This is a genomic window from Salmonella sp. NW1250, assembly GCF_051812965.1.
GTDB classification, from domain to species: Bacteria; Pseudomonadota; Gammaproteobacteria; order Enterobacterales; family Enterobacteriaceae; genus Salmonella; species Salmonella enterica.
This window is the reverse complement of sequence record NZ_JAMNDD010000005.1, coordinates 188,297-212,930: the sequence shown is the minus strand read 5'-3', so window position 1 is coordinate 212,930 and position 24,634 is coordinate 188,297. Positions and strand designations below refer to the sequence as shown.

The following is a 24,634-nucleotide window of genomic DNA, read 5'->3' as shown; positions in this document are numbered from 1 at the left end:
CCTCTTCATCGCCCGCGCCCAGCCCCTGCATTTTGTGCCGACATCGCCGCTGCGACGCTGTTATTGTCAATATCGTCTTCCGGAACAGCGTATTTCCTTTTTGCAAAAGTAAAGTTATCACCGCAGGTGCCGATAACGTTGATAACTCGTTATCAGGAAGGTGCCTTATGTTTAACCGTATCCGCGTTGTCACAATGCTGATGATGGTGCTGGGGGTTTTCGCACTGCTACAGCTTGTTTCCGGTGGTTTGCTGTTTTCTTCATTACAGCATAACCAGCAAGGTTTTGTTATTTCTAACGAATTACGTCAGCAACAAAGCGAACTCACGTCGACATGGGACTTAATGCTGCAAACGCGCATTAACCTGAGCCGCTCCGCCGCACGCATGATGATGGACGCTTCTAACCAGCAGAGCAGCGCCAAAACGGATTTACTCCAGAATGCAAAAACGACCCTCGCACAGGCGGCGGCGCACTACGCCAATTTCAAAAACATGACGCCATTGCCAGCGATGGCGGAGGCCAGCGCGAACGTCGATGAAAAATATCAGCGCTATCAGGCCGCATTAGCCGAACTTATTCAGTTTCTGGACAATGGCAATATGGATGCCTACTTCGCCCAGCCAACCCAGGGAATGCAAAACGCGTTGGGCGAGGCGCTGGGCAATTACGCCCGGGTGAGCGAAAACCTGTACCGCCAGACATTTGATCAAAGCGCTCATGACTACCGTTTTGCGCAATGGCAACTGGGGGGGCTTGCGGTCGTGCTGGTGCTGATTTTGATGGTGGTTTGGTTCGGCATTCGTCATGCCCTGCTTAACCCATTAGCGCGAGTGATTACTCATATCCGTGAAATTGCCAGCGGCGATCTGACGAAAACGCTCACCGTCTCAGGACGTAATGAAATTGGCGAACTGGCGGGAACGGTTGAACATATGCAACGCTCGCTGATTGACACCGTGACGCAGGTTCGTGAAGGTTCGGATGCGATTTATTCCGGCACCAGTGAAATTGCCGCCGGTAATACCGACCTCTCTTCCCGTACCGAACAGCAGGCCTCCGCTCTGGAGGAGACGGCTGCCAGCATGGAACAACTGACGGCCACCGTGAAGCAAAACGCCGATAACGCCCGTCAGGCTTCGCAACTGGCGCAAAGCGCCTCCGAGACCGCGCGTCATGGCGGCAAAGTGGTCGACGGCGTGGTAAACACCATGCACGAAATTGCCGACAGTTCGAAAAAAATCGCTGACATTATCAGCGTTATCGACGGTATTGCCTTCCAGACTAACATTCTGGCGCTGAACGCGGCGGTAGAAGCGGCGCGCGCGGGAGAGCAGGGGCGCGGTTTTGCGGTCGTGGCAGGCGAGGTGCGTAATCTGGCCAGCCGCAGCGCCCAGGCGGCGAAAGAAATAAAAGCGTTGATTGAAGATTCCGTCTCGCGTGTCGATACCGGTTCAGTGCTGGTGGAAAGCGCCGGGGAAACCATGACTGACATCGTCAATGCCGTTACGCGCGTCACGGATATCATGGGCGAAATCGCCTCCGCCTCGGATGAGCAAAGCCGGGGTATCGATCAGGTCGCTTTGGCCGTTTCCGAAATGGATCGCGTAACGCAACAGAACGCCTCGCTGGTTCAGGAATCCGCAGCGGCCGCCGCCGCGCTGGAAGAGCAGGCCAGCCGTCTGACCCAGGCGGTATCGGCTTTCCGCCTGGCATCGCGACCGCTGGCGGTAAATAAACCTGAGATGCGTTTGTCAGTGGACGCTCAGTCCGGCAATACGCCGCGGTCAGTAGCCGCCGGGGATGATGCGAACTGGGAAACCTTCTGATCGACGTGCGCTGTCGGTTCTCGATTAATTTGCGAACCCGCCGATACATTTCGTCTGGTTCGCATAGATAAAAGCAAAAAATGTGTAATACGGGAAGCATGGCGCTGCCGCAGGGCGCGCCCGTTGTACTTTGAATGTGATTAAGAAGGCGCTATGACATCATCTCTGCCCTCCGGGCAAACGTCAGTATTGTTACAGATGACACAGCGCCTCGCGCTGTCCGACGCGCATTTTCGTCGGATATGTCAATTAATCTACCAGCGCGCAGGGATCGTGCTGGCCGACCATAAGCGGGATATGGTTTATAACCGCCTGGTCCGTCGGCTGCGTGCCCTGGGACTGGATGATTTTGGCCGTTATCTCAGTATGCTGGAGGCTAATCAAAACAGCGCTGAGTGGCAGGCTTTTATCAACGCTCTGACTACCAACCTGACCGCTTTTTTTCGCGAGGCGCACCATTTTCCCATCCTTGCGGAACATGCGCGTCGCCGCCACGGCGAGTATCGCGTCTGGAGTGCGGCGGCATCGACAGGAGAAGAACCTTACAGTATCGCCATTACGCTGGCGGATGCGTTGGGGATGGCCCCCGGTCGCTGGAAAGTATTCGCCAGCGATATTGATACTGAAGTGCTGGAAAAAGCGAGAAGCGGTATTTATCGCCTCAGCGAACTGAAAACGTTATCGCCGCAGCAGCTACAACGTTACTTCATGCGCGGTACGGGGCCGCATGAAGGACTGGTGCGCGTGCGTCAGGAACTGGCCAATTATGTTGAATTTTCCTCCGTTAATTTGTTGGAAAAGCAGTACAACGTACCCGGTCCCTTTGACGCGATTTTTTGCCGTAACGTCATGATCTATTTTGATAAAACGACTCAGGAGGACATTCTGCGCCGTTTTGTTCCACTCCTTAAACCTGACGGACTGTTGTTTGCCGGTCACTCAGAAAACTTTAGCAACCTCGTGCGCGAGTTTAGCCTGCGCGGACAGACGGTGTATGCGCTAAGTAAGGATAAAGCATGAGTAAAATCAGGGTATTGTCAGTTGATGATTCCGCGCTAATGCGCCAAATCATGACTGAAATTATTAATAGCCATAGCGATATGGAGATGGTGGCGACTGCGCCGGACCCGTTGGTCGCCAGGGATCTCATCAAAAAATTTAATCCGGACGTATTGACCCTGGACGTTGAGATGCCGCGTATGGACGGCCTCGATTTTCTGGAAAAACTGATGCGCCTGCGACCGATGCCGGTGGTGATGGTCTCTTCGCTGACCGGGAAAGGTTCCGAAGTGACGCTACGGGCGTTGGAGTTGGGGGCCATCGATTTTGTCACCAAACCGCAGCTTGGCATTCGTGAAGGTATGCTGGCGTATAGCGAGATGATCGCCGAAAAAGTGCGTACCGCCGCGCGGGCCCGCATCGCCGCACATAAACCGATGGCGGCCCCGGCAACCTTAAAAGCCGGTCCGCTGCTCAGTTCGGAAAAACTGATTGCTATCGGCGCTTCAACGGGCGGTACTGAAGCTATCCGACATGTGCTGCAACCGCTGCCGCTTTCCAGTCCAGCAGTGATTATTACGCAGCATATGCCGCCTGGCTTTACCCGCTCGTTTGCCGAGCGTCTGAATAAACTCTGTCAAATCAGCGTGAAGGAGGCGGAGGACGGCGAACGCGTATTGCCAGGTCATGCCTACATTGCGCCCGGCGACAAGCATATGGAGCTGGCGCGTAGCGGGGCGAATTATCAAATAAAAATTCATGATGGCCCGCCGGTAAACCGGCATCGGCCTTCCGTGGATGTACTGTTTCATTCGGTGGCGAAACACGCGGGGCGCAACGCCGTAGGCGTCATTCTTACGGGGATGGGCAACGATGGCGCCGCTGGAATGTTAGCGATGTACCAGGCTGGCGCCTGGACCATTGCGCAAAACGAAGCAAGTTGTGTGGTGTTCGGCATGCCGCGCGAGGCCATCAATATGGGTGGCGTAAGCGAAGTGGTCGATCTTAGCCAGGTAAGCCAGCAGATGCTGGCGAAAATCAGTGCCGGACAGGCGATACGTATTTGAACCAGGAGTAGTATTTTATGGCGGATAAAGAGCTTAAATTTTTGGTTGTGGATGACTTTTCGACCATGCGTCGTATCGTGCGCAACCTCTTAAAAGAGCTTGGATTTAACAATGTGGAAGAGGCCGAAGACGGCGTCGATGCGCTGAACAAGCTCCAGGCGGGCGGCTTTGGTTTTATTATCTCCGACTGGAACATGCCGAATATGGATGGCCTGGAGCTGCTGAAAACCATTCGCGCCGATAGCGCCATGTCGGCGTTACCCGTGTTGATGGTCACGGCGGAAGCCAAGAAAGAGAATATTATCGCCGCCGCACAGGCTGGCGCCAGCGGTTATGTCGTAAAACCGTTCACCGCAGCGACTCTGGAAGAGAAGCTCAACAAAATCTTTGAGAAACTGGGCATGTGAGGATGCGATGATGATGCAACCATCTATCAAGCCTGCTGATGAAGGCTCAGCAGGAGACATCATTGCGCGCATCGGTAGTCTGACCCGAATGCTGCGCGACAGCCTGCGTGAACTGGGGCTGGACCAGGCGATTGCCGAAGCGGCGGAGGCGATCCCTGATGCGCGCGACCGTCTGGATTACGTCGTCCAGATGACGGCGCAGGCGGCGGAACGCGCGCTAAACAGTGTCGAAGCTTCGCAGCCGCATCAGGATGCGATGGAAAAAGAGGCGAAAGCGCTAACCCAACGTTGGGACGAGTGGTTTGACAATCCGATCGAGCTTTCCGACGCCCGTGAACTGGTGACGGATACGCGCCAGTTTCTCAGGGATGTCCCGGGCCATACCAGCTTTACTAACGCGCAACTGCTGGACATTATGATGGCGCAGGATTTCCAGGATCTGACGGGTCAGGTGATCAAACGCATGATGGACGTGATTCAGGAGATTGAACGCCAGTTGTTAATGGTGCTGCTGGAAAACATCCCGGAACAGAGCGCGCGACCAAAACGCGAGAACGAAAGCTTGCTCAACGGCCCGCAGGTGGATACCTCGAAAGCTGGCGTCGTCGCCAGTCAGGATCAGGTGGACGACCTGCTGGACAGTCTTGGCTTTTAAGCTTTTTTGACCTGATGGCGCTGCGCTTATCGGGTCCGAATCCGTTAACCCGGCCGGATACGATACTTTCTTATCGTATCCGGCTATCTCTATTAACGCCATAAACCCCGCCTTTTTTACCGCTTACTCTGCCCATTGGCGTAAAGCGGTTCTGGCATCATTCTCGCTTATCAATCTATCCAGGGTTTGCTGCGTGGCAGAAGAGAGCGACGACGACAAAACAGAAGCCCCCACACCCCACCGACTTGAAAAAGCGCGGGAAGAAGGGCAGATCCCCCGTTCCAGAGAACTGACCTCACTGCTGATATTGCTGGTGGGCGTTTGTATTATTTGGTTCGGCGGCGAGTCGTTAGCGCGGCAACTGGCGGGAATGCTCTCAGCAGGCCTGCACTTCGATCACCGTATGGTGAACGATCCTAACCTGATCCTGGGGCAGATAATTTTGCTGATTAAAGCGGCGATGATGGCACTGCTACCGCTCATCGCGGGCGTGGTGCTGGTGGCGCTTATCTCGCCGGTTATGCTTGGCGGCCTGATTTTTAGCGGTAAGTCGCTACAGCCAAAATTTTCTAAATTAAACCCGCTGCCGGGAATTAAGCGCATGTTTTCGGCGCAGACCGGCGCGGAACTGCTAAAAGCGGTGTTGAAATCCACGCTGGTCGGCTGCGTTACCGGCTTTTATCTCTGGCATCACTGGCCGCAAATGATGCGCCTGATGGCGGAGTCGCCGATCGTCGCAATGGGGAATGCGCTGGATCTGGTTGGACTCTGCGCGTTACTGGTGGTACTGGGCGTGATTCCGATGGTGGGATTTGACGTGTTTTTCCAGATCTTTAGCCACCTGAAAAAATTACGCATGTCGCGGCAGGACATTCGCGACGAATTTAAAGAGAGCGAAGGCGATCCGCATGTTAAGGGCAAAATTCGCCAGATGCAACGCGCCGCCGCGCAGCGCCGCATGATGGAAGATGTGCCGAAAGCGGACGTCATTGTCACTAACCCGACGCACTATTCTGTGGCGCTGCAGTATGACGAAAACAAAATGAGCGCGCCGAAAGTGGTCGCGAAGGGGGCTGGATTAATAGCGCTGCGCATTCGCGAGATCGGCGCTGAACATCGGGTTCCCACTTTAGAAGCGCCGCCGCTGGCGCGGGCATTATATCGCCACGCCGAAATCGGTCAGCAAATTCCCGGACAGTTATATGCTGCCGTTGCGGAAGTGTTGGCCTGGGTCTGGCAGCTTAAACGCTGGCGGCTTGCGGGTGGGCAACATCCTCCACAACCTGAGAACCTTCCGGTGCCAGAAGCGCTGGATTTTATGAACGAGAAGAATACTGATGGCTAATCTGGTCGCGATGCTGCGCCTGCCCAGCAACCTGAAATCGACGCAATGGCAAATTCTTGCCGGGCCGATCCTCATTCTGCTGATTTTGTCGATGATGGTGCTGCCGCTGCCTGCTTTTATCCTCGACTTATTGTTTACCTTTAATATTGCGCTATCAATCATGGTGCTGCTGGTGGCGATGTTTACCCAGCGCACTCTGGATTTTGCCGCGTTTCCGACCATCCTGCTGTTTACCACGCTACTGCGTCTGGCGCTTAACGTAGCCTCAACGCGCATTATTTTGATGGAAGGGCATACCGGCGCGGCGGCGGCGGGAAAGGTGGTGGAGGCGTTCGGTCATTTCCTGGTCGGCGGTAACTTCGCGATCGGGATTGTGGTTTTTATCATCCTCGTCATTATCAACTTCATGGTCATCACCAAAGGCGCCGGACGTATTGCCGAAGTCGGCGCGCGCTTTGTGCTGGATGGTATGCCCGGTAAGCAAATGGCGATTGACGCCGATCTTAATGCCGGTCTGATTGGTGAAGACGAGGCCAAAAAACGGCGTTCGGAAGTCACTCAGGAAGCCGACTTCTACGGCTCGATGGACGGGGCAAGTAAATTTGTACGCGGCGACGCCATCGCCGGTATTCTCATCATGGTCATTAACGTGGTCGGCGGGCTGCTGGTCGGCGTATTGCAGCACGGAATGAGCATGGGCAGCGCGGCGGAAAGCTACACCCTGCTGACCATTGGCGACGGCCTGGTCGCCCAGATCCCGGCGCTGGTTATCTCCACGGCGGCGGGCGTCATTGTGACCCGCGTCAGTACCGATCAGGATGTAGGCGAGCAGATGGTTGGCCAACTGTTCAGTAATCCAAGGGTGATGCTGCTGGCGGCGGCGGTGCTGGGGCTGCTTGGCATGGTGCCAGGAATGCCTAACCTGGTATTTTTACTCTTTACCGCCGCTTTGCTCGGCCTGGCATGGTGGCTGCGCGGGCGTGAAGAAAAAGCGCCAGAGGAGCCGCAGCCGGTAAAAATGCCGGAAAATAACTCGGTGGTCGAAGCCACCTGGAATGACGTACAGCTTGAGGATTCACTGGGAATGGAAGTGGGTTACCGCCTGATCCCGATGGTGGATTTTCAACAGGATGGCGAATTGCTCGGACGTATTCGCAGCATTCGTAAAAAATTCGCGCAGGATATGGGGTTCCTGCCGCCGGTTGTCCATATTCGCGACAATATGGATTTACAGCCTGCGCGCTATCGTATTTTGATGAAAGGGGTAGAGATTGGCAGCGGGGACGCCTATCCGGGACGTTGGCTGGCTATTAACCCCGGCACGGCGGCGGGAACGCTACCGGGCGAGAAAACCGTCGATCCAGCTTTTGGCCTTGATGCCATCTGGATTGAAAGCGCCCTGAAAGAGCAGGCGCAAATTCAGGGCTTTACCGTTGTTGAAGCCAGTACCGTTGTGGCGACGCACCTTAACCACTTGATTGGCCAATTCTCCGCTGAACTGTTTGGCCGCCAGGAAGCGCAGCAACTGTTGGATCGTGTCTCTCAGGAGATGCCTAAACTCACGGAAGATCTGGTCCCCGGCGTCGTGACCCTCACGACTTTACACAAAGTCCTGCAAAACTTACTGGCGGAAAAAGTCCCTATTCGCGATATGCGCACCATTCTGGAAACGCTGGCGGAACATGCGCCGTTACAAAGCGATCCGCATGAATTAACCGCCGTGGTACGCGTGGCATTAGGACGAGCGATTACGCAACAGTGGTTCCCTGGTAATGAAGAAGTGCAGGTGATTGGCCTGGATACCGCGTTGGAGCGTTTGCTGCTTCAGGCATTGCAGGGCGGCGGTGGACTTGAGCCTGGGTTGGCGGATCGCCTGCTGGCGCAGACGCAAGAGGCGCTTTCTCGCCAGGAGATGCTTGGCGCGCCGCCGGTATTACTGGTTAACCATGCGCTACGTCCATTATTGTCCCGCTTTTTGCGGCGCAGTTTACCGCAGCTGGTGGTGTTGTCGAACCTTGAGCTTTCCGATAACCGTCATATCCGCATGACGGCGACCATTGGAGGAAAATAATGCGTAAATGGCTGGCGTTGTTGCTCTTTCCCCTGACGGTTCAGGCCGCAGGCGAAGGCGCGTGGCAGGATAGCGGTATGGGTGTAACCTTAAATTACCGGGGTGTTTCCGCATCGTCTTCGCCATTGTCGGCGCGTCAGCCGGTTTCCGGTGTGATGACGCTGGTCGCCTGGCGTTATGAACTGAATGGCCCGACCCCCGCAGGATTACGGGTACGTTTATGTTCCCAGTCCCGTTGCGTAGAACTTGATGGTCAGAGTGGCACGACCCACGGTTTTGCTCATGTTCCCGCAGTCGAGCCGCTCCGCTTTGTCTGGGAAGTCCCCGGCGGCGGCCGACTTATCCCGGCGTTAAAAGTGCGGAGCAATCAGGTGATTGTGAACTACCGCTAACCGCCCCTTTCTTGGCCAGGTAACAGACCTGACTCTCTTTTTGAATAAATAGAAACACCGTTTTATAAAATGGTGAGGTAGGTTGCCGAACTCTTTGCGTTTTTGCCATTTACGCTCTGGCAATGGCAGAAACAAAAAGGTTTCCGCCCAGCTTAGCTTTTACTGTAGCGAATCGACTGCGTCGGCGGTAAAACTGCACGCAGCACTGAATTCGACATTACACAGAGGTTAAGCAAATGATGGTTTATCCAGTCAAACACAGTCCGCTATTGCGTCAGCCTGAGCATTTTATCGCCAGAGATGAACTAAAAGCCCTGGTGCAAAAGGTGACGCATAACCTGGTCAATATTAAAGATGAGACAGGCGAATTTTTATTGCGACTGGACGACGGACGCGTGATCGATACTAAAGGCTGGGCCGGATGGGAGTGGACGCATGGCGTGGGCCTGTACGGAATGTATCACTATTACCAACAGACCGGCGACCAGACGATGCGTAAGATCATTGATGACTGGTTTGCCGATCGTTTTGCGGAAGGCGCGACGACGAAAAACGTTAATACGATGGCGCCGTTTTTAACGCTGGCGTATCGCTATGAAGAGACGCGTAATCCAGCGTATTTACCGTGGCTGGAAACGTGGGCCGAATGGGCGATGAATGAAATGCCCCGAACCGATCACGGCGGAATGCAGCACATCACGCTGGCGGAGGAGAATCATCAGCAGATGTGGGACGACACGCTAATGATGACGGTGCTGCCGCTGGCGAAAATCGGTAAACTGTTGAACCGGCCGGAATATGTGGAAGAGGCAACCTATCAGTTCCTGCTACACGTGCAGAATTTGATGGATAAAGAGACGGGGCTGTGGTTCCACGGCTGGAGCTATGACGGTCATCATAACTTCGCTAACGCTCGCTGGGCGCGCGGCAACAGCTGGCTGACCATTGTGATCCCGGATTTTCTTGAACTGCTGGACTTGCCGGAAAATAATGCCGTGCGCCGTTACCTGGTCCAGGTACTGAATGCGCAGATCGCCGCGCTGGCGAAATGTCAGGATGAAAGCGGTTTGTGGCATACGCTGCTTGACGATCCGCACTCTTATCTTGAGGCGTCGGCGACGGCGGGTTTTGCCTACGGTATTCTTAAAGCGGTGCGCAAACGCTATGTCGAACGGCACTATGCGCAGGTGGCGGAAAAAGCTATTCGGGGGATAGTGAAACATATCTCGCCGGAAGGTGAACTGCTGCAAACGTCATTTGGCACTGGCATGGGCCACGATCTCGATTTTTACCGTCATATTCCGTTGACCTCTATGCCTTACGGGCAGGCGATGGCTATGCTGTGTTTGACGGAATATCTGCGTAACTATTTCTGATGTATGCGGATATTCCGGTCGTATCCTTGTCTGATGGCGCTTTGCTTATTTGACTATGGCGCCTGACCCGACTGTGTGGTATCAGCCTGTGGATCAAACAGGTGGTCAAGGATTTTTCGCATGATGGGCGCGGCGGTAACGCCGTCGCTTCCGCCGTTTTCCAGAATCAAGGCAATAGCGACCTTAGGGTTTTTATACGGTGCAAAAGCGGTATAAAACACATGATCGCGCAGGCGAATGGGGATCATTTTCGCGTTGTAGGTCTGATTTTCTTTCAGGCTAAATACCTGCGACGTGCCGCTTTTGGCCGCAATGCCGTAGGGCGCGGTGTGAAAGAACTTATAGCCCGTTCCGTTGGGTGCATTCGCCATGCCATACATCGCCTGACGCACCAGTCCCCAGTATGGCGACGCCGGATCGGCTATCTGTGCCGGTGTTCCTGAAGGACGATACGGAACCACCGTTTTGCCGCTCTCTTCATTGAGTAACAGGTGAGGGGCAATCACCTTACCGTTGTTGATGAGCGCCACCATCGCTTTTACCATCTGGATGGGGGTGGCAATCCAGTAGCCCTGGCCGATGCCGACAGAGATGGTATCGCCCTGATACCAGGCTTTTTTATGGACCCGCTGTTTCCATGCGCGGCTGGGAAGCAGCCCGTCATACTCTTCATTAAGGTCGATACCCGTCGGTTTGCCATAGCCGAACTGAGACAACATCGTGTCGATACGGTCAATACCCATCATATACGCGACCTGATAGAAAAAGGTATCCGCAGATTCCTCAATCGCTTTAGTGACATCCAGCATACCGTGTCCGGTTTTTTTCCAGTCCCGGTAATGACGCTGCGTGCCGGGAAGCGTCCAGGTTGGCGCGCCAAAGAAGGTGGTTTGCGGCGTAATAATCCCGCATAACAGCGCGGACATCGCCATATAGGGTTTAACCGTTGACGCCGGGGGATAAAGCCCTTGCGTCACGCGGTTGATCAGCGGCAGATTTTTATCGTGCAGCAGTTTGCCGTAATCCTGATAGCTAATGCCTTTTACAAAGGGGTTCGGATCGTAGCTGGGCATAGATACCATCGCCAGCACTGAACCATCGTGTGGATCTTCAACCAGTACGGCAGCACGCTGCCCGGCCAGCAAACTTTCAATGTACTCTTGTAAATGGAGATCCAGCGTCAGGTGAATGTTCTTACCCGCGATGGGAGGAACGTCTTTCAGCAGGCGGACAATACGCCCGTGATTATCCACCTCGACCTCCTGATAGCCGGTTTTACCATGAAGATCGTTTTCGTAGTAACGCTCAATCCCCTGTTTACCGATGTTATGGTCCGCCGCGTAATTCTCTGCCAGCCCTTTTTTATCCAGCGCTTTAAGGTCGTTATCGTTTATTTTTGACACGTAACCGAGAACATGCGCCAGCTCCGCGCCGTAAGGATACTGCCGATCCTGATAGCTATTGATCGTGACGCCGTTGAAATGAAACTGATTGACCGCAAAGCGTGCGATTTCAACATCCGTTAGCGCGTTTTTGAGCACCACCGGACGATAGCGGCTACTGGATTTTAGCGCATGGCGAAAGTCGGCGATATCATCGGGGGAGAGATCAACAATAGGGGTGAGCTGTTTTAGCAGCGCATCCATATCGGCAATTTTATAGGGCGTAACCGCGATATCATACCAGGTTACGTTACGCACCAGCGGAATGCCGTTGCGATCGTAAATGATGCCGCGCGTGGGCGCGACGGGTAGCATCTTGATATCGTTCTCATTCGAACGGGTGGTGTAGTAGTGGTGCTGACGGATTTGCAAGTTATAGAGGTTGAAGATCAGGATACCAAAGCAGACAACCACTACACCAAACGCCACAATCACACGTCTCAGGAAAAGTTTCTCTTCCGCATCAAAGTCTTTAAAAGTCATTACCTGTACCTGAACAATCCGCCGCCTAATGATACGGGGCGGTCAGCGCCAGCACAGGTAAAAGATGTTCCATCTCTCTATAGAAATGTGTCATTCCTTGTGATTTGTTACAGATATACCGCTGTGGCAATAAAAAGGCCTGAGTCCGTTACCCGGAGTCAGGCCTGATGATGTTAACGACGGCGCGTTTACATGCGTTCTACGGTTTCGATACCCAACGTATCCAGACCCAGTTTCAGCGTCTTCGCCGTCAGTTGCGCCAGTTTTAGGCGGCTATTGCGAACCGCGTCATTCTCGGCGCTGAGAATAGGGCAGTGCTCGTAGAAGCCGGAGAACAGCCCGGCGACGTCATACAGATACGCGCACATGACGTGCGGCGTACCTTCACGCGCGACCACCGTCAGGGTTTCTTCAAACTGCAGCAGACGGGCAGCGAGCTGCGCTTCGCGATCTTCGCTAATGATAACCGGTGCGCTCGCCAGCGCCTGCTCGTCGATATCCGCTTTACGGAAAACAGACAGCACACGCGTATAGGCATACTGCATATAAGGTGCGGTATTGCCTTCGAAAGCCAACATATTATCCCAGTCGAAGATATAGTCAGTGGTGCGGTTTTTTGACAGATCGGCGTATTTCACCGCGCCAATACCGACGGCGTTAGCCAGTTTTTCCAGCTCGTCAGCCGGCATATCCGGGTTCTTCTCCGCCACCAGACGACGCGCGCGCTCCAGCGCCTCATCCAACAGATCCGCCAGTTTCACCGTACCGCCCGCGCGAGTTTTAAACGGTTTACCGTCTTTACCCAACATCATGCCGAACATGTGGTGTTCCAGCGGAACGGAATCCGGTACATAACCGGCTTTGCGCACAATGGTCCAGGCTTGCATCAGGTGCTGGTGCTGACGGGAGTCAATGTAGTAGAGCACGCGGTCGGCGTGCAGCGTTTCGTAACGGTATTTGGCGCAGGCGATATCGGTAGTGGTATACAGATAACCGCCATCTTTCTTCTGAATAATGACGCCCATCGCGTCGCCTTCCTTGTTTTTAAACTCATCAAGGAAAACCACCGTTGCGCCTTCGCTTTCAACCGCTAGGCCTTTGGCTTTCAGATCGGCGACGATGCCCGGCAGCATCGGATTATACAGACTTTCGCCCATCACATCGTCACGCGTCAGAGTGACGTTCAGACGATCATAGGTGATCTGGTTTTGCGTCATCGTGATATCAACCAGCTTACGCCACATCTCACGGAAATAGGTATCACCGCTCTGCAATTTGACGACGTAGTTACGCGCGCGCTCGGCAAACGCTTCATCTTCGTCATAATGCTTTTTCGCATCGCGGTAAAATCCTTCGAGATCCGCCAGCGCCATGTCGCCCGCGTTTTCCTGCTGCTGTTTTTCCAGCCAGGCGATAAGCATACCGAACTGGGTGCCCCAGTCGCCGACGTGGTTAGCGCGAATAACATGATGGCCCAGAAACTCCAGCGTGCGCACTGCCGCATCGCCAATGATCGTGGAGCGTAGATGACCAACGTGCATCTCTTTCGCGACGTTGGGCGCGGAGTAGTCGACGACAATTGTCTGGCGAGTCGGCTGAGAAACGCCCAGACGATCGGAGGCCAGCGCCTGCTGCACCTGTTCAGCGAGAAAAGCCGGTTCGAGGAAAATATTGATAAAGCCAGGGCCGGCGATTTCAACCTTGCTGGCGATGCCGCTGAGATCCAGATGAGTCAGCACCTGCTCTGCAAGTTGTCGGGGGGCCATACCCAGTTTTTTCGCAACTGCCATCATGCCGTTGGCCTGATAGTCGCCGAACTGAACTTTGGCTGACTGACGAACCTGGGGCTCGCAATCTGCAGGCGCGCCTGCAGCAATCATGGCCTGACTAACTTTTTCTGAGAGAAGAGCCTGAATATTCACCGGAATACCTTACGTTTATGAAGCGGGCTGTATTGCCCGCGCCAGTTTAAGAATTAGGGCGGGAGTATACTGCAAATGCCCGTTGGCGTCAGCATTGCGCGCGCGGCGCGTCGCCTGAAATATACGCAACAATAATCTGCATAAGCATTCAATAAACGCCCAATCAAATCAAAGGTTGGTTGCCGGGGCGCAACAGCGTAAATTAGCGGTTTTCACAGCAAGAAGAGCGTCCTGATATGGCGAACTGGCAACACATTGATGAACTGCATGATATTTCCGCAGATTTACCGCGATTCACTCTGGCGTTCAGAGAACTTTCCACTCGCCTTGGTCTGCAGATTAGCGCCCTTGAGGCCGATCACATTTCATTGCGCTGTCACCAGAATACGACGGCGGAGCGTTGGCGTCGCGGTTTTGAACAATGCGGCGAGCTACTGTCGGAAAATATCATCAACGGCAGGCCGATTTGTCTGTTTAAACTGCATGAACCGGTATGTGTGGAACACTGGCGGTTTTCTGTTATTGAATTACCGTGGCCGGGAGAAAAACGCTATCCACACGAGGGGTGGGAGCATATTGAAATCGTGCTGCCCGGCGAGCCGGAGACCTTGAACGCGAGGGCCCTGGCGTTGTTGTCGGATGAGGGGCTTAGTCAGCCGGGGATAGTGGTTAAAACCAGTTCGCCACAGGGCGAGCATGAACGTTTGCCAAACCCTACGCTGGCCGTGACCGATGGCCGCATCACGGTAAAATTTCATCCATGGTCGATTGAAGAGATTGTCGCCAGCGAACAGGCGGCCCATTAACCTGCCGAGCGGAGTGAATATGGCGTTACTTGAGATCTGTTGTTACAGCATGGAATGCGCGCTCACCGCGCAGCGAAACGGCGCGGATCGTATCGAACTGTGCGCCGCGCCGAAAGAAGGGGGGCTTACGCCTTCTTTCGGCGTCTTACGCAGCGTACGCGAGCATATTACGATTCCCGTACATCCGATTATTCGTCCTCGCGGCGGGGATTTTTACTACACTGACGGCGAATTTGCCGCCATGCTGGAAGATATCCGCCTCGTCAGAGAGTTGGGGTTTCCCGGGCTGGTTACTGGCGTGTTGACCGTTGATGGGGATGTCGATATGTCGCGAATGGAAAAAATAATGGCGGCGGCCGGGCCGCTGGCGGTGACATTCCACCGCGCCTTCGATATGTGCGCTAATCCCTTCAATGCGCTAAAGAATCTGGCTGACACAGGCGTAGCAAGAGTACTGACTTCCGGGCAAAAAGCCGATGCGGCGCAAGGTTTATCAATAATTATGGAACTTATTGCCCAGGGGGATGCTCCAACCATTATGGCTGGTGCGGGGGTTCGTGCAAATAACCTGCAGAATTTCCTCGATGCCGGAGTACGGGAAGTACACAGTTCCGCCGGAGTCTTACTGCCTTCGCCGATGCGCTATCGCAATCAGGGGTTATCGATGTCTGCCGATATACAGGCGGACGAGTATTCTCGCTATAGGGTAGAGGGTGCGGCGGTCGCTGAAATGAAAGGAATCATTGTTCGCCATCAGGCCAAATGATTTTTACCGTTGCATCATGTCGCCCAATATGATGCTTGCTCGTACCAGGCCCCTGCCAATTCAACAGGGGCCTTTTTTTCTCCTTCATATTTCAAGCCGCAGCAGCGTTGGCCGCCTCGCGCACCCCGGTCACGTAGCTACCTACGTTCCCGGGGATTTGCTGCGTTGCCGCCTTGCTGCAACTTGAACTATTTTGGAGAAACGGTGCTATACGTAACGGTCATTCGGCAATCCATCACGGTTTACGCGCAATCAGCACCGCGCGCTGCGGGGCGGGATAGCCTTCCACCGTCTTGCTGCGATCGTTCGGGTCGAGGAAATCGGCCAGCGACTCGGTAACCATCCATTCGGTACGGCGCTGCTCTTCGGTGGTAGTGACGCAGACATCGGCGATACGCACGTCAATAAAGCCGCATTTTTCCAGCCATTTTTTTAATGCCGGCGCGGAAGGAATAAAATAGACATTACGCATTTGGGCATAGCGATCCCCGGGCACTAAAACGGTATTTTCGTCGCCGTCGACGACCAGCGTTTCCAGTACCAGCTCACCCTCGTTGACCAACTGATCTTTTAACTGCCACAGATGCTCCAGCGGCGAGCGACGGTGATAAAGCACCCCCATCGAGAAGACGGTATCAAATGCTTTCAGCGCCGGGAGTTGTTCAATGCCCAACGGCAGCAGATGCGCGCGCTGATCGTTACCCAACAGTTTACGCACCGCCTCAAACTGGCAGAGGAAAAGCTGCGTAGGATCGATGCCGACCGCCAGATGTGCGCCCGCGCCAATCATCCGCCACAGGTGATAGCCGCTGCCGCAGCCGACATCAAGGATCGTCCGGCCGGTTAAATCTGACAGATGCGGCAGTACGCGATCCCACTTCCAGTCGGAGCGCCATTCGGTATCAATATCTACGCCATAAAGCGAGAACGGGCCTTTACGCCACGGCATCAGATTACGCAGCAATGTATCAATACGCTTTAGCTGACCTTCGCTGAGCGGCGTTTCGCTTTCTGCCGTGACGCTGTGCAGTAAATCCAGCCGCCAGGGCGTAATTTCCGGTAAAAATTCTACCGCGTTCGACCACTGTTTAAACAAGCCATGCTGCTGCTCGCGTTGCCAGGCGGCAATCTGCGCGGGCAATGTTTCCAGCCAGTGGGAGAGGTGATTTTTAGCAATGAGCTGATAAAAGTTACCAAACTCGATCATGCGGCAACTCCGGCTTTTAACGCGACAAGCGACCCGAAATTAAAGCACTGGAACCACAGTTCACTGTGTTCGAAACCCGCCTGACGCAGGCGCGCTTTATGTGTTTCCACCGAGTCGGTGAGCATCACGTTTTCCAGCATACTGCGCTTCTGGCTGATCTCCAGTTCGCTGTACCCATTCGCGCGTTTAAAATCGTGGTGCATGTTGAATAACAGCTCGCCCACTTTCGCATCTTCAAAGCTAAATTTTTCCGACAGTACCAGCGCGCCGCCGGGATTCAACCCCAGGTAAATCTTATCCAGCAATGCCTGGCGTTCGGCAGGTTCAAGGAATTGCAGGGTAAAATTCAGCACCACCATCGAGGCGTTTTCAATAGTGATATCGCGGATATCGCCTTCAACGACTTCAACCGGCGTAGGCGCTTTATACGCATCAATATGACGGCGGCAGCGTTCAATCATGGCCGGGGAGTTATCGACGGCGATAATGCGACAATGCTCATGGCGGATATTGCGCCGAACAGACAGCGTCGCGGCGCCCAGCGAGCAGCCCAGATCGTAGACCTGCGTGTTCGGCTGCACAAAGCGTTCAGCTAACATGCCGATCATGGAGATGATGTTGGAGTAGCCTGGTACCGAACGCTGAATCATGTCGGGGAAAACTTCGGCTACTCGTTCATCAAAAGTCCAGTCGCCGAGACGGGCGATAGGCGCAGAAAAAAGCGTGTCGCGGTGAGACATAACGTATACATCCGGGAAAAATAAAGGCGCATATTGTGCGCTAATACAGGGAGAAAACCAACTCCCAGGGCATATACCACAGGTTTGCCAGCACCATCAGCAACAATGCGCACCAGGTAGCGCTCATCCCCGCCCGCCGCCAGCGGAACAGGCGGTGGTGAAAACCGTAATAATGCATCAGCCGACCGGCGATTAAAATGATGCCGCAGATATGCACCATCCACGTTTCGGCGCCATTCATTTCCATAAACAGCAGCAGCACCAGCGCGACAGGAATATATTCCACCGCGTTGCCATGAATACGGATGGCGCTTTGTAATTCGCTAAAACCGCCGTCGCCATAGGCGACACGGTACTGCATTCGCAAGCGAACGACATTAAAAGAGAACTTCATTAATAATAACGCACCCAAAACGGCATACAGCGCGCTTACTATACAAACTCCCTTTTAAAATGGCTGATGGCACTGTCTATGATAGGGGGCATTTTCAGAAAAGAGAAGATTGCTGTGGAATGGACGGAGCAGTGCCGATTTCCGGTAAGACGCTGCGTAAATCATGCCAAAGCGTATTCACCAGTTCCGGCGCCTGCGCGATATCCGGAGTATGTAAAAACAGAAAAGGCGTGGTGGTCTGCCGCCACTGCGGGAGTTTCTGCAACCAGGCGGCGAAAAATTCACGGTTTTGCGCCATATTATCGCTACCGATAAAACGCACCATCGGATGGCTGGCCGTCACGACCGCATGTACCGGGACTTTGGGTTTTTTTCGCTGCGCGTCGCGGACGGCCTCGTTGTGGGGATGGGCGGCATGTACCGGACGACTATCCAGGATCACGCGGTTTACGCCGCGCGCGTGCAACCCGCGATTGAGCCGCTGTTCATCCTCTCCTTTGTCAAAAAAACACGGATGACGAACTTCTACGCCATAGGTAAACGTGGCGGGGAGCGCATCAAGAAACTGCCATAAGGCGGGGAGATCGCGCGGTCCAAAGGCGGCGGGCAACTGCAGCCAGTATTGGCCAATACGCGTTTCCAGCGGCGCCAGGCGGGTAAAAAACGCCTGTACCAGATCGTCGCAATGGCGCAGCGCGGCCTGGTGAGAAATGGTCGCGGGAAATTTAAAGCAAAAACGGAAATCGTCCGTAGTTTGCGCATACCAGCGATCGACAATTTCCGCTTTCGGCAGCGCGTAAAGCGTGGTGTTGCCCTCCACGCAGTTAACATGTCGGGCGTTCTTAACTAACTTACTGATTTCAATAATGCTCTGGTACTGCTATGTAGGCTTTGGGGCATCTGTGGGGCAAAATCCGCAAGCCGCTGATTCAGCATTGCGATCTGCTCACGACTGCTGTCTGCCATCCACGCACCGTATACATTGAAGACCATCTGGGCGCTCGCATGGCCCATCTGACTGGCAATGAAGCTGGGGTTAGCGCCAGCTGACAGTGACCAGCACGCATACGTGTGACGCGACTGATATGCTTTTCTGTGCCTTATCCCTGCTCGCTTCATCGCTGCGTCCCATAAATCGCCTATCGAGTCGACTTTGTAGATGAACCCAACATGCTGACATCTTCTGATCAGTTGAGGGTTGAAGACAAATGTACATTCGTGACCCTCCGTTCTGCCGTACTCGCGCAGCTGAACATCAATGTGATGTCGCTTTCCTAGCCTGGTCATTTCCGCCTGATTCTTCAGGACGTTTATCGCAGGCTGGATAAGATGTATGACCCTGTTCGTGCTCGCCTCAGTTTTCGGTAGAGTGAATTCTCCCAGTTTTGTATAATTACGCCTGATTGTTATTGTTCCAGCTTCAAGATCGATATCCTCCCAGGCTAGGGAGGTCAGCTCCCCGTGACGTACCCCTGTGTATACTGCAAGTGACCACAGGTTTTTCGTCTGCTGATGTCGGCATGCATCTATCAGGCGAATAAATTCGTCACGAGTTAGCGGATCTGGCTCTGCCCTGGCTTTTTTAAAAGGCTTGATCCCTTCGAAGGGGTTTGCTTCTATGTAACCGTGATCTGCAGCAAACTGAAACATTCCAGCAATTGTCGTCATGTAATAATTCACCGTAACGACGCTTCGCCCTTTTGCAGGAGCTTTTCCTTTCGTTGGATTCTGGTAGCCGGTTAGCAAATCTTTCCTGAGATACAGCAATTCCTCTTTGGTGACTGCTGACACCAGTCGATTACCTCCGATCCTCGGCACTACATTCCTTGCGACAGACTCATAGCGATTGAATGCGTTCGAGCAGATTTCCATCCGTTTCAGATCCAGCCATTTTTCTTCAAGTTCTTTCACTGTAATTTCTTTCTTACTTACACCAAAAGCCTTGAGGTTAGGGGAGTCAGGAAATTGCATTGCATAATCAAAGGTTCCTGTGCGGATGGCAAAACACACCGATGTCCGCAGCTCCCCGGCGATCTTCCTGTTCTTAGCGGTGTCAGGGACACCGAGGTTTTCCCTGACACGCTTACCTTTAAAATTAAACCAGATGCGCAGACTGCCACCGTGGTTTTCGACGCCTGTTGGATACGTGATTTTATCCATTGGTGTTACCTCCAGACGCCCAAGAGCGATATGAGCTTACCTTTTTCATGGCATCAAATCACCCTGGCTGCTTGTTTTTCATTGAGGCGACCCAGGCATCTACAGCCTTTCTGTTATACATGCACTCACTGGAGGGTTTTGGATTCCCGTCAGGCGAGACGTGGATATACTCCCGCCCAACCATCCAGCACTCTTTTCTTGCCCGGAGGATGGTTCCGGGTTTGAGCCCGGTAACCGCGATAAGGACGCTTTCACAAACCCACTCGTTGGGGGCTAACTGTAAAATATTGCTCATGGTTATTCATCCATTACCCTGGCTGCACCCAGGTGAAATTACAGATTGTTACTGATGGTCGGAATCAGCTTCTGCCATATCGCGGACACGTATTTTGCCTGGTGGCGCGCGTCGGCCAGTGCGTTATGCTGTTCACCTATAAATGGCATATCTTTTTTAGGATCGAAACCAATCGAACGACCTAGAGTAACCAGTGTTCTCACATCGTGATCATTCCAGAATGGCCACGGGCAGATTTTGCCGGCACGTTCATAAGCACCGCGTAAAATGACGTTGTCGAATGTAGCCCCGTTCCCCCAAACCTTCATGTACTTCATGTTATCCGCGTGGCGTCCGATGAACTGAGTCAGTTCAGATAATGCCGTCGTAATGGGCATAGCATCAACGCAAATAGCCGACCGCGCTTCCGGGCTTTGTCTTAACCACCATAGAATGGTATCGCCATCAGGAACGGCACCTTGTTCCATTGCGCTTTCAAGGCTAACGGCGGTATAGAACTCAGGTCCAATTTCACCACTTTGCGGATCGAAGAACACAGCACCGATGGAGACAACAGGCGCGTTAGGTTTTTTACCCATAGTTTCAAGGTCGATCATCAAGTTATTCATAAATTAGTTGTCCCCTGTTGCGGTGCTGCTACGAAAATGTTCAACGCCTTTATTCCAAATAGCCTTAATCGTCGTCCAACTGACAGGAACCTCAATCTTAATTCGCCCACTGCCGTCGCAGCTTTCACATTCCTCGTCGGCAAAGCATTCAGGACAGCTTATAAAAGTAGTTTCTAAAAACTCACCGGATAGCAAACTTTTAGCGCCGTTCTCAGCAGTTAGTTTCTTCGGCACCATAACCCAACCACCCGGAATTACCGGAGAGTTGCCAGAAAGCGGGATGTACTTAACTCCCCAGGCATCTGACGGGTCATTGCTACCCAGCATAAACAACGGAGCGTTAGGGTCGCGTTTGTCGTCGCTGTTGTAATCACTACGCAACCAGCCGATGACTGGCAACTCATCACGATCACTTACAGGTTCGGCCCCCTGAAGCATGGCGGCACGGCAAGCGTTCCATATTTTCTGTGCCAATAACTTATCGCCTATGTTATGCGCCAGCAGACTGACAATTTGACCAGCCAGACCTTTTGGCATTTCCGCTGGCACTACCGGCACTGGCTGCTCTTTGATATGTAGCCGCGGCTCGCCGTCTTTCGGTTCAGGCCACTGGCGCGCCATATTCACCTTCAGCTTTTCTTCCATCGCAGCTGTGATTTCACCATCGCTGATACCGGCGCGGCGTTGCGCATCCCATAACAGGAATTGCATGTCAGCCCACTCACTGAGGTCGCCAGGTTCTGCCGCTGCCTCTAACGCTTCTTTTGAGAGGTGTTTAAGTGGGCCAACAGGGCCAACATTACCGAACGTTGAATCTGACCACTCCGCGTGTCGTTTGCGAATGAGATTTCGCAATTGTAGTGATGCGCTTTTCTCTTCTGGCAACTTGTAAGGCTGGCTTACAGGCTCAGCATCCAGCGATACCAGCGCACGCTTCAGCACAATCAGAATTTTGGCGTCGTCATCGCTCAGGCCAAACGGAATATCGTCGCGAGTGTTTTCAAATTCAGCGATAGTTTGCTGTAGCCATTCTTTGGTAATAGTGGTCATGGGTTAGTCCTTATTCACATAAACCGTAGCGGGATGAACACACAGCCGTGTCAAGGCTCGCTTTTACCAGGTCATAGACCTTGCCACCTCGTCCTGTTTTGGCCCATTCAACAACATCCTGCGCAGATGGCGCACCCATTCCACCGCGCGGACCGTAGAAACCAGACCATTCGATTCGCTGAACGTCAGGTTCAAGTCCATGCAGCCTGACTTCCTGTCCGAGGTTTACCGGATACCGCTTGCGCATCGCTATTTCTTCCCCTGTGAACTCATCCTCATCAAACCAGGTGACTTCCCGAACGCCTAACTGAGAGCGCATCCACGCCTGACTTTCAGTTCCCACGCTCATCCAGTGTACCCAGCGGGACGCGAGACGAACCTTTTTTTTCCCATGCGTGATGCTTTTCGATATGCTCAGGCCATCGTGCGGCGGTTTGCGCGATTTCCTCTTTCGTGCATAAAACACAGTTCATACATCCGACCCGGTCAGCCCCCTGCAAATAAAGTGGGTTAGGCTTAATACCGAAATATTTATGCAGCGCGAATACGTCAGTCGCCGTCCATTTGTGGATTGGCAGGAAGTTGTAGAGGAAGCCCGGGTCACGTTCATCACATGCAAATCTTGCGTAACCGGCACGTTTGTCGGACTCATCTGCACGCACGCCAGACCACTGAACGACTACCTCTCCATCATCAAGAAGTGGCTTTATTGCAGCATCGAACGCAATCTGAATTTTCAGTTCTTCAGTACAAAAGCGGTCGCGCATCATCGGGAATTTTCCATGCAACAGGGCCGCATCCAGGAATGAATTGCCGCTTGGACGCATGACCGACAACGCAGCTTCTAGCGGTGTTTCAAACTCAATTCCCCACCGTTCGGCGGTACGCTGCCATGCCTGGCCGAACTTAGTATCCGACCGGGCAAGAGATGGCATAACCACGCCGCGATAGGCACCCATACGGATAGGCTGACACTGCGCCCAGCGCTTAATCAGGGATTGGCGGCGGCGTTCAAACTCAGATTCAGTGTAAACGCGCTTAACTATCTGCACCGGCTTACAACCAATTTGATGATGAATATTTCGTGCAAAATCAACGGTCAATTCATGTTCATTGTCTGTATCTGCCATTACGTTTTGTACGCGGTCGCCGAACAGATGGTTGGCAATCGTCGCCGTGGTGGTGCTGTCCTTTCCGGCAGAAAAATTCACAATAATTTTGTGGTCGTCCGGAATGCGAAATTCAGTGAGATAACGGTTATAAGCCAACTCAATTTCACGAACCATCATGCTGATATCTGAAGGGACGATTATTGCTGCGTTAGCGCTCATCTTACTCCCCCTTAACCTTGATGCCAGCGGCGTCTTGAGCACTAACTATTTCCGCCGCCTGACCGAAAGCGGATACCCACTTTCTCGATTCTTCCAGCGCCAAATCAGGGCGACCTTGCAACAGGCAGCCAACGATATAGCCGTGCGCACCTATGGCTTCTGTGATGAGCTGAATTCCTGTTGGCGTGGTTTGGCTTTGGTTGGCCTCCAGCGTCGCCAGTCGTTCTTCCACCACATCAACGGCGTCAGCAAAACCAAACATATTGCTCCATTCTGGACGCTCTCCTGTTGCGGCTTGGTACATATCGGCCAGCGCAGATTCAGCAGCATCACGCTCATTGATAAGCTGGGTTTCGCTGTTCTCCAGTTCTGCTATGCGCTTACTCCCATCAGCAATACGCTTCTCTGCGGCCTCCAGTTGCTCCCGCGCCTGTCGCATATCATCACGCAGCGCCAGCGCTACGGCCTCTATTGCGTCTTTTTCCCGCTGGAGTTGAAGATTCTCATCCAGCAGCGCCTCTGCGGTGATATAAATAACCTGGCGTGCACGGTCTGCTGGGTCGCTATAGTGCACCTGCATGTAGCGGAACTCTTCACGTAGCGCCTGCTTGTCGATTGTCATGCTGCACCGCCTTCAACGCGCTCCCACAAACGTCTTGATCTGATTGCCTTCACTACAGACTCTTTATCTTTCATGCAGCACATTGCCGTAGCTCCATCAGTTCATTAAAGCGGGCCATAAACAGGCCGAAAGCCTGACCGGGGCGAAGTGGGTAGATTTCGAATAAATCTGTCGGGGGGATACCTTCCAGTATTACCCAGGGAATACTGTCATCAATATCCAGATCGCGGCGTTCAGTTGCCAGCATGGTCAGATCTGCATACTTCACTACGCTGGCTTCTTCCAGTGGCAAGCCAAACTTAAAGCGGATCAGTTGATCGGTACGTTTCTCAATCTCGCGATAATCAGGCAGTAACGCTTTTAATGGGGCAGGGATATCCTGGCAATACGCTTCGGCTGCGTCGTGCATCAGGGCTTCAAAGGCAAACTCCGGTGATACAAGCTGGCTGCACAGTACGGAATGCTGCGCCACGCTATAAAATTCAGGGAGATGTCCGGAGAAGCGGCAAATATTGGAAAGCGCCACGGCGATATCTTCAATATCAATGTCGTCAATAGTTGCGCTGAGATAATCAAATTGTTTACCTGAAAGTGTTTGAATAAAACTCATCGTTGGTTCTCCTTATAATTTATTTCGCGCTGCACCGCGTGAATTTTGGTTGTGCGA

Annotated in this window: 23 protein-coding genes and 1 pseudogene; 11 read left to right on the top strand and 13 right to left on the bottom strand. The window is 53.3% G+C overall.

Annotated features, from left to right (window positions below):
* The first annotated feature begins 167 nt into the window (after positions 1-167).
* The 9 genes from tar to bglB all read left to right on the top strand — a co-directional run bounded on the left by tar (position 168) and on the right by bglB (position 10,141).
* On the top strand, positions 168-1,829 hold the full coding sequence (tar, locus tag NBA72_RS10975; RefSeq protein WP_023258501.1) for a methyl-accepting chemotaxis protein II: 1,662 nt from the start codon (positions 168-170) through the stop codon (positions 1,827-1,829).
* Between the two features lie 153 nt (positions 1,830-1,982).
* Positions 1,983-2,849, top strand: a complete 867-nt coding sequence (gene cheR / locus NBA72_RS10970; protein WP_000204362.1) for a protein-glutamate O-methyltransferase CheR — start codon at positions 1,983-1,985, stop codon at positions 2,847-2,849.
* Positions 2,846-3,895, top strand: coding sequence for a protein-glutamate methylesterase/protein glutamine deamidase (cheB, locus tag NBA72_RS10965; RefSeq protein WP_000036389.1), 1,050 nt, complete (start codon positions 2,846-2,848; stop codon positions 3,893-3,895). The genes cheR and cheB overlap by 4 nt, the downstream gene beginning before the upstream one ends.
* 17 nt (positions 3,896-3,912) lie before the next feature.
* The gene (cheY, locus tag NBA72_RS10960) at positions 3,913-4,302 is read left to right on the top strand and encodes a chemotaxis response regulator CheY (protein ID WP_000763861.1); all 390 of its coding nucleotides are present in this window, start codon (positions 3,913-3,915) and stop codon (positions 4,300-4,302) included.
* 10 nt (positions 4,303-4,312) lie between these two features.
* A complete protein-coding gene (gene cheZ / locus NBA72_RS10955; protein WP_000983586.1) occupies positions 4,313-4,957 on the top strand; it encodes a protein phosphatase CheZ in 645 nt (214 codons plus the stop codon).
* A gap of 193 nt (positions 4,958-5,150) precedes the next feature.
* Positions 5,151-6,302 carry a flagellar biosynthesis protein FlhB gene (flhB, locus tag NBA72_RS10950; RefSeq protein ID WP_042949134.1) on the top strand — a complete coding sequence of 384 codons (1,152 nt, stop codon included), beginning with the start codon at positions 5,151-5,153 and terminating at the stop codon, positions 6,300-6,302.
* The gene (flhA, locus tag NBA72_RS10945) at positions 6,295-8,373 is read left to right on the top strand and encodes a flagellar biosynthesis protein FlhA (RefSeq protein ID WP_000002392.1); all 2,079 of its coding nucleotides are present in this window, start codon (positions 6,295-6,297) and stop codon (positions 8,371-8,373) included. Before flhB ends, flhA begins: the two co-directional genes overlap by 8 nt.
* Positions 8,373-8,765, top strand: coding sequence for a flagellar protein FlhE (flhE, locus tag NBA72_RS10940; RefSeq protein WP_001233619.1), 393 nt, complete (start codon positions 8,373-8,375; stop codon positions 8,763-8,765). Before flhA ends, flhE begins: the two co-directional genes overlap by 1 nt.
* Positions 8,766-9,001: 236 nt before the next feature.
* On the top strand, positions 9,002-10,141 hold the full coding sequence (gene bglB, locus NBA72_RS10935; RefSeq protein ID WP_000989908.1) for a beta-galactosidase BglB: 1,140 nt from the start codon (positions 9,002-9,004) through the stop codon (positions 10,139-10,141).
* Positions 10,142-10,194: 53 nt separating this feature from the next.
* Here bglB and mrdA read toward each other — a convergent pair whose 3' ends face one another.
* On the bottom strand, positions 10,195-12,066 hold the full coding sequence (mrdA, locus tag NBA72_RS10930) for a penicillin-binding protein 2 (protein WP_000142857.1): 1,872 nt from the start codon (positions 12,064-12,066) through the stop codon (positions 10,195-10,197).
* Positions 12,067-12,254: 188 nt separating this feature from the next.
* Complete coding sequence (gene argS / locus NBA72_RS10925) at positions 12,255-13,988, bottom strand: arginine--tRNA ligase (RefSeq protein WP_042949138.1); 1,734 nt, start codon at positions 13,986-13,988, stop codon at positions 12,255-12,257.
* 236 nt (positions 13,989-14,224) lie between these two features.
* Here argS and NBA72_RS10920 point away from each other — a divergent pair, with 236 nt between their 5' ends.
* Positions 14,225-14,794: a VOC family protein gene (locus NBA72_RS10920; RefSeq protein ID WP_042949141.1), complete on the top strand. Its 570-nt coding sequence runs from the start codon at positions 14,225-14,227 to the stop codon at positions 14,792-14,794.
* A gap of 19 nt (positions 14,795-14,813) precedes the next feature.
* On the top strand, positions 14,814-15,560 hold the full coding sequence (gene cutC, locus NBA72_RS10915) for a copper homeostasis protein CutC (RefSeq protein ID WP_042949143.1): 747 nt from the start codon (positions 14,814-14,816) through the stop codon (positions 15,558-15,560).
* Between the two features lie 235 nt (positions 15,561-15,795).
* On the opposite strand, the gene cmoB is transcribed toward cutC, so the two are convergent.
* The 11 genes and pseudogenes from cmoB to NBA72_RS10860 all read right to left on the bottom strand — a co-directional run bounded on the left by cmoB (position 15,796) and on the right by NBA72_RS10860 (position 24,577).
* A complete protein-coding gene (cmoB, locus tag NBA72_RS10910; protein WP_000569026.1) occupies positions 15,796-16,767 on the bottom strand; it encodes a tRNA 5-methoxyuridine(34)/uridine 5-oxyacetic acid(34) synthase CmoB in 972 nt (323 codons plus the stop codon).
* Complete coding sequence (gene cmoA / locus NBA72_RS10905; protein ID WP_000019609.1) at positions 16,764-17,507, bottom strand: carboxy-S-adenosyl-L-methionine synthase CmoA; 744 nt, start codon at positions 17,505-17,507, stop codon at positions 16,764-16,766. The genes cmoB and cmoA overlap by 4 nt, the downstream gene beginning before the upstream one ends.
* A 40-nt stretch (positions 17,508-17,547) precedes the next feature.
* Positions 17,548-17,943, bottom strand: coding sequence for an MAPEG family protein (locus NBA72_RS10900; RefSeq protein ID WP_000252975.1), 396 nt, complete (start codon positions 17,941-17,943; stop codon positions 17,548-17,550).
* 52 nt (positions 17,944-17,995) lie between these two features.
* Positions 17,996-18,769: a DUF72 domain-containing protein gene (locus tag NBA72_RS10895; protein ID WP_052324020.1), complete on the bottom strand. Its 774-nt coding sequence runs from the start codon at positions 18,767-18,769 to the stop codon at positions 17,996-17,998.
* Positions 18,748-20,061, bottom strand: a complete 1,314-nt coding sequence (locus tag NBA72_RS10890; RefSeq protein WP_000357987.1) for a tyrosine-type recombinase/integrase — start codon at positions 20,059-20,061, stop codon at positions 18,748-18,750. Before NBA72_RS10890 ends, NBA72_RS10895 begins: the two co-directional genes overlap by 22 nt.
* A 58-nt stretch (positions 20,062-20,119) precedes the next feature.
* Positions 20,120-20,356, bottom strand: coding sequence for an excisionase family protein (locus NBA72_RS10885; protein WP_006669544.1), 237 nt, complete (start codon positions 20,354-20,356; stop codon positions 20,120-20,122).
* A gap of 38 nt (positions 20,357-20,394) precedes the next feature.
* Positions 20,395-20,964 carry a 3'-5' exonuclease gene (locus NBA72_RS10880; protein WP_006669542.1) on the bottom strand — a complete coding sequence of 190 codons (570 nt, stop codon included), beginning with the start codon at positions 20,962-20,964 and terminating at the stop codon, positions 20,395-20,397.
* Between the two features lie 3 nt (positions 20,965-20,967).
* Positions 20,968-22,014 carry a DUF550 domain-containing protein gene (locus NBA72_RS10875; protein ID WP_023223558.1) on the bottom strand — a complete coding sequence of 349 codons (1,047 nt, stop codon included), beginning with the start codon at positions 22,012-22,014 and terminating at the stop codon, positions 20,968-20,970.
* Positions 22,015-22,024: 10 nt separating this feature from the next.
* Positions 22,025-23,345: pseudogene (locus NBA72_RS10870) on the bottom strand (phosphoadenosine phosphosulfate reductase domain-containing protein).
* Between the two features lies 1 nt (position 23,346).
* Positions 23,347-23,925 (bottom strand): ead/Ea22-like family protein, encoded by a 579-nt coding sequence (locus NBA72_RS10865; RefSeq protein WP_371062426.1) that lies wholly within the window; start codon positions 23,923-23,925, stop codon positions 23,347-23,349.
* A gap of 112 nt (positions 23,926-24,037) precedes the next feature.
* Positions 24,038-24,577 (bottom strand): hypothetical protein, encoded by a 540-nt coding sequence (locus tag NBA72_RS10860; protein WP_000008351.1) that lies wholly within the window; start codon positions 24,575-24,577, stop codon positions 24,038-24,040.
* Positions 24,578-24,634: the final 57 nt, after the last annotated feature.

Bases quoted from the DNA above. Each gene is read 5' to 3' on its own strand.
- tar (WP_023258501.1), top strand. From the start codon at position 168: ATGTTTAACCGTATCCGCGTTGTCACAATGCTGATGATGGTGCTGGGG.
- cheR (WP_000204362.1), top strand. From the start codon at position 1,983: ATGACATCATCTCTGCCCTCCGGGCAAACGTCAGTATTGTTACAGATG.
- cheB (WP_000036389.1), top strand. From the start codon at position 2,846: ATGAGTAAAATCAGGGTATTGTCAGTTGATGATTCCGCGCTAATGCGC.
- cheY (WP_000763861.1), top strand. From the start codon at position 3,913: ATGGCGGATAAAGAGCTTAAATTTTTGGTTGTGGATGACTTTTCGACC.
- cheZ (WP_000983586.1), top strand. From the start codon at position 4,313: ATGATGCAACCATCTATCAAGCCTGCTGATGAAGGCTCAGCAGGAGAC.
- flhA (WP_000002392.1), top strand. From the start codon at position 6,295: ATGGCTAATCTGGTCGCGATGCTGCGCCTGCCCAGCAACCTGAAATCG.
- flhE (WP_001233619.1), top strand. From the start codon at position 8,373: ATGCGTAAATGGCTGGCGTTGTTGCTCTTTCCCCTGACGGTTCAGGCC.
- bglB (WP_000989908.1), top strand. From the start codon at position 9,002: ATGATGGTTTATCCAGTCAAACACAGTCCGCTATTGCGTCAGCCTGAG.
- mrdA (WP_000142857.1), bottom strand. From the start codon at position 12,066: ATGACTTTTAAAGACTTTGATGCGGAAGAGAAACTTTTCCTGAGACGT.
- NBA72_RS10920 (WP_042949141.1), top strand. From the start codon at position 14,225: ATGGCGAACTGGCAACACATTGATGAACTGCATGATATTTCCGCAGAT.
- cutC (WP_042949143.1), top strand. From the start codon at position 14,814: ATGGCGTTACTTGAGATCTGTTGTTACAGCATGGAATGCGCGCTCACC.
- cmoB (WP_000569026.1), bottom strand. From the start codon at position 16,767: ATGATCGAGTTTGGTAACTTTTATCAGCTCATTGCTAAAAATCACCTC.
- cmoA (WP_000019609.1), bottom strand. From the start codon at position 17,507: ATGTCTCACCGCGACACGCTTTTTTCTGCGCCTATCGCCCGTCTCGGC.
- NBA72_RS10890 (WP_000357987.1), bottom strand. From the start codon at position 20,061: ATGGATAAAATCACGTATCCAACAGGCGTCGAAAACCACGGTGGCAGT.
- NBA72_RS10885 (WP_006669544.1), bottom strand. From the start codon at position 20,356: ATGAGCAATATTTTACAGTTAGCCCCCAACGAGTGGGTTTGTGAAAGC.
- NBA72_RS10880 (WP_006669542.1), bottom strand. From the start codon at position 20,964: ATGAATAACTTGATGATCGACCTTGAAACTATGGGTAAAAAACCTAAC.
- NBA72_RS10875 (WP_023223558.1), bottom strand. From the start codon at position 22,014: ATGACCACTATTACCAAAGAATGGCTACAGCAAACTATCGCTGAATTT.
- NBA72_RS10865 (WP_371062426.1), bottom strand. From the start codon at position 23,925: ATGCAGGTGCACTATAGCGACCCAGCAGACCGTGCACGCCAGGTTATT.
- NBA72_RS10860 (WP_000008351.1), bottom strand. From the start codon at position 24,577: ATGAGTTTTATTCAAACACTTTCAGGTAAACAATTTGATTATCTCAGC.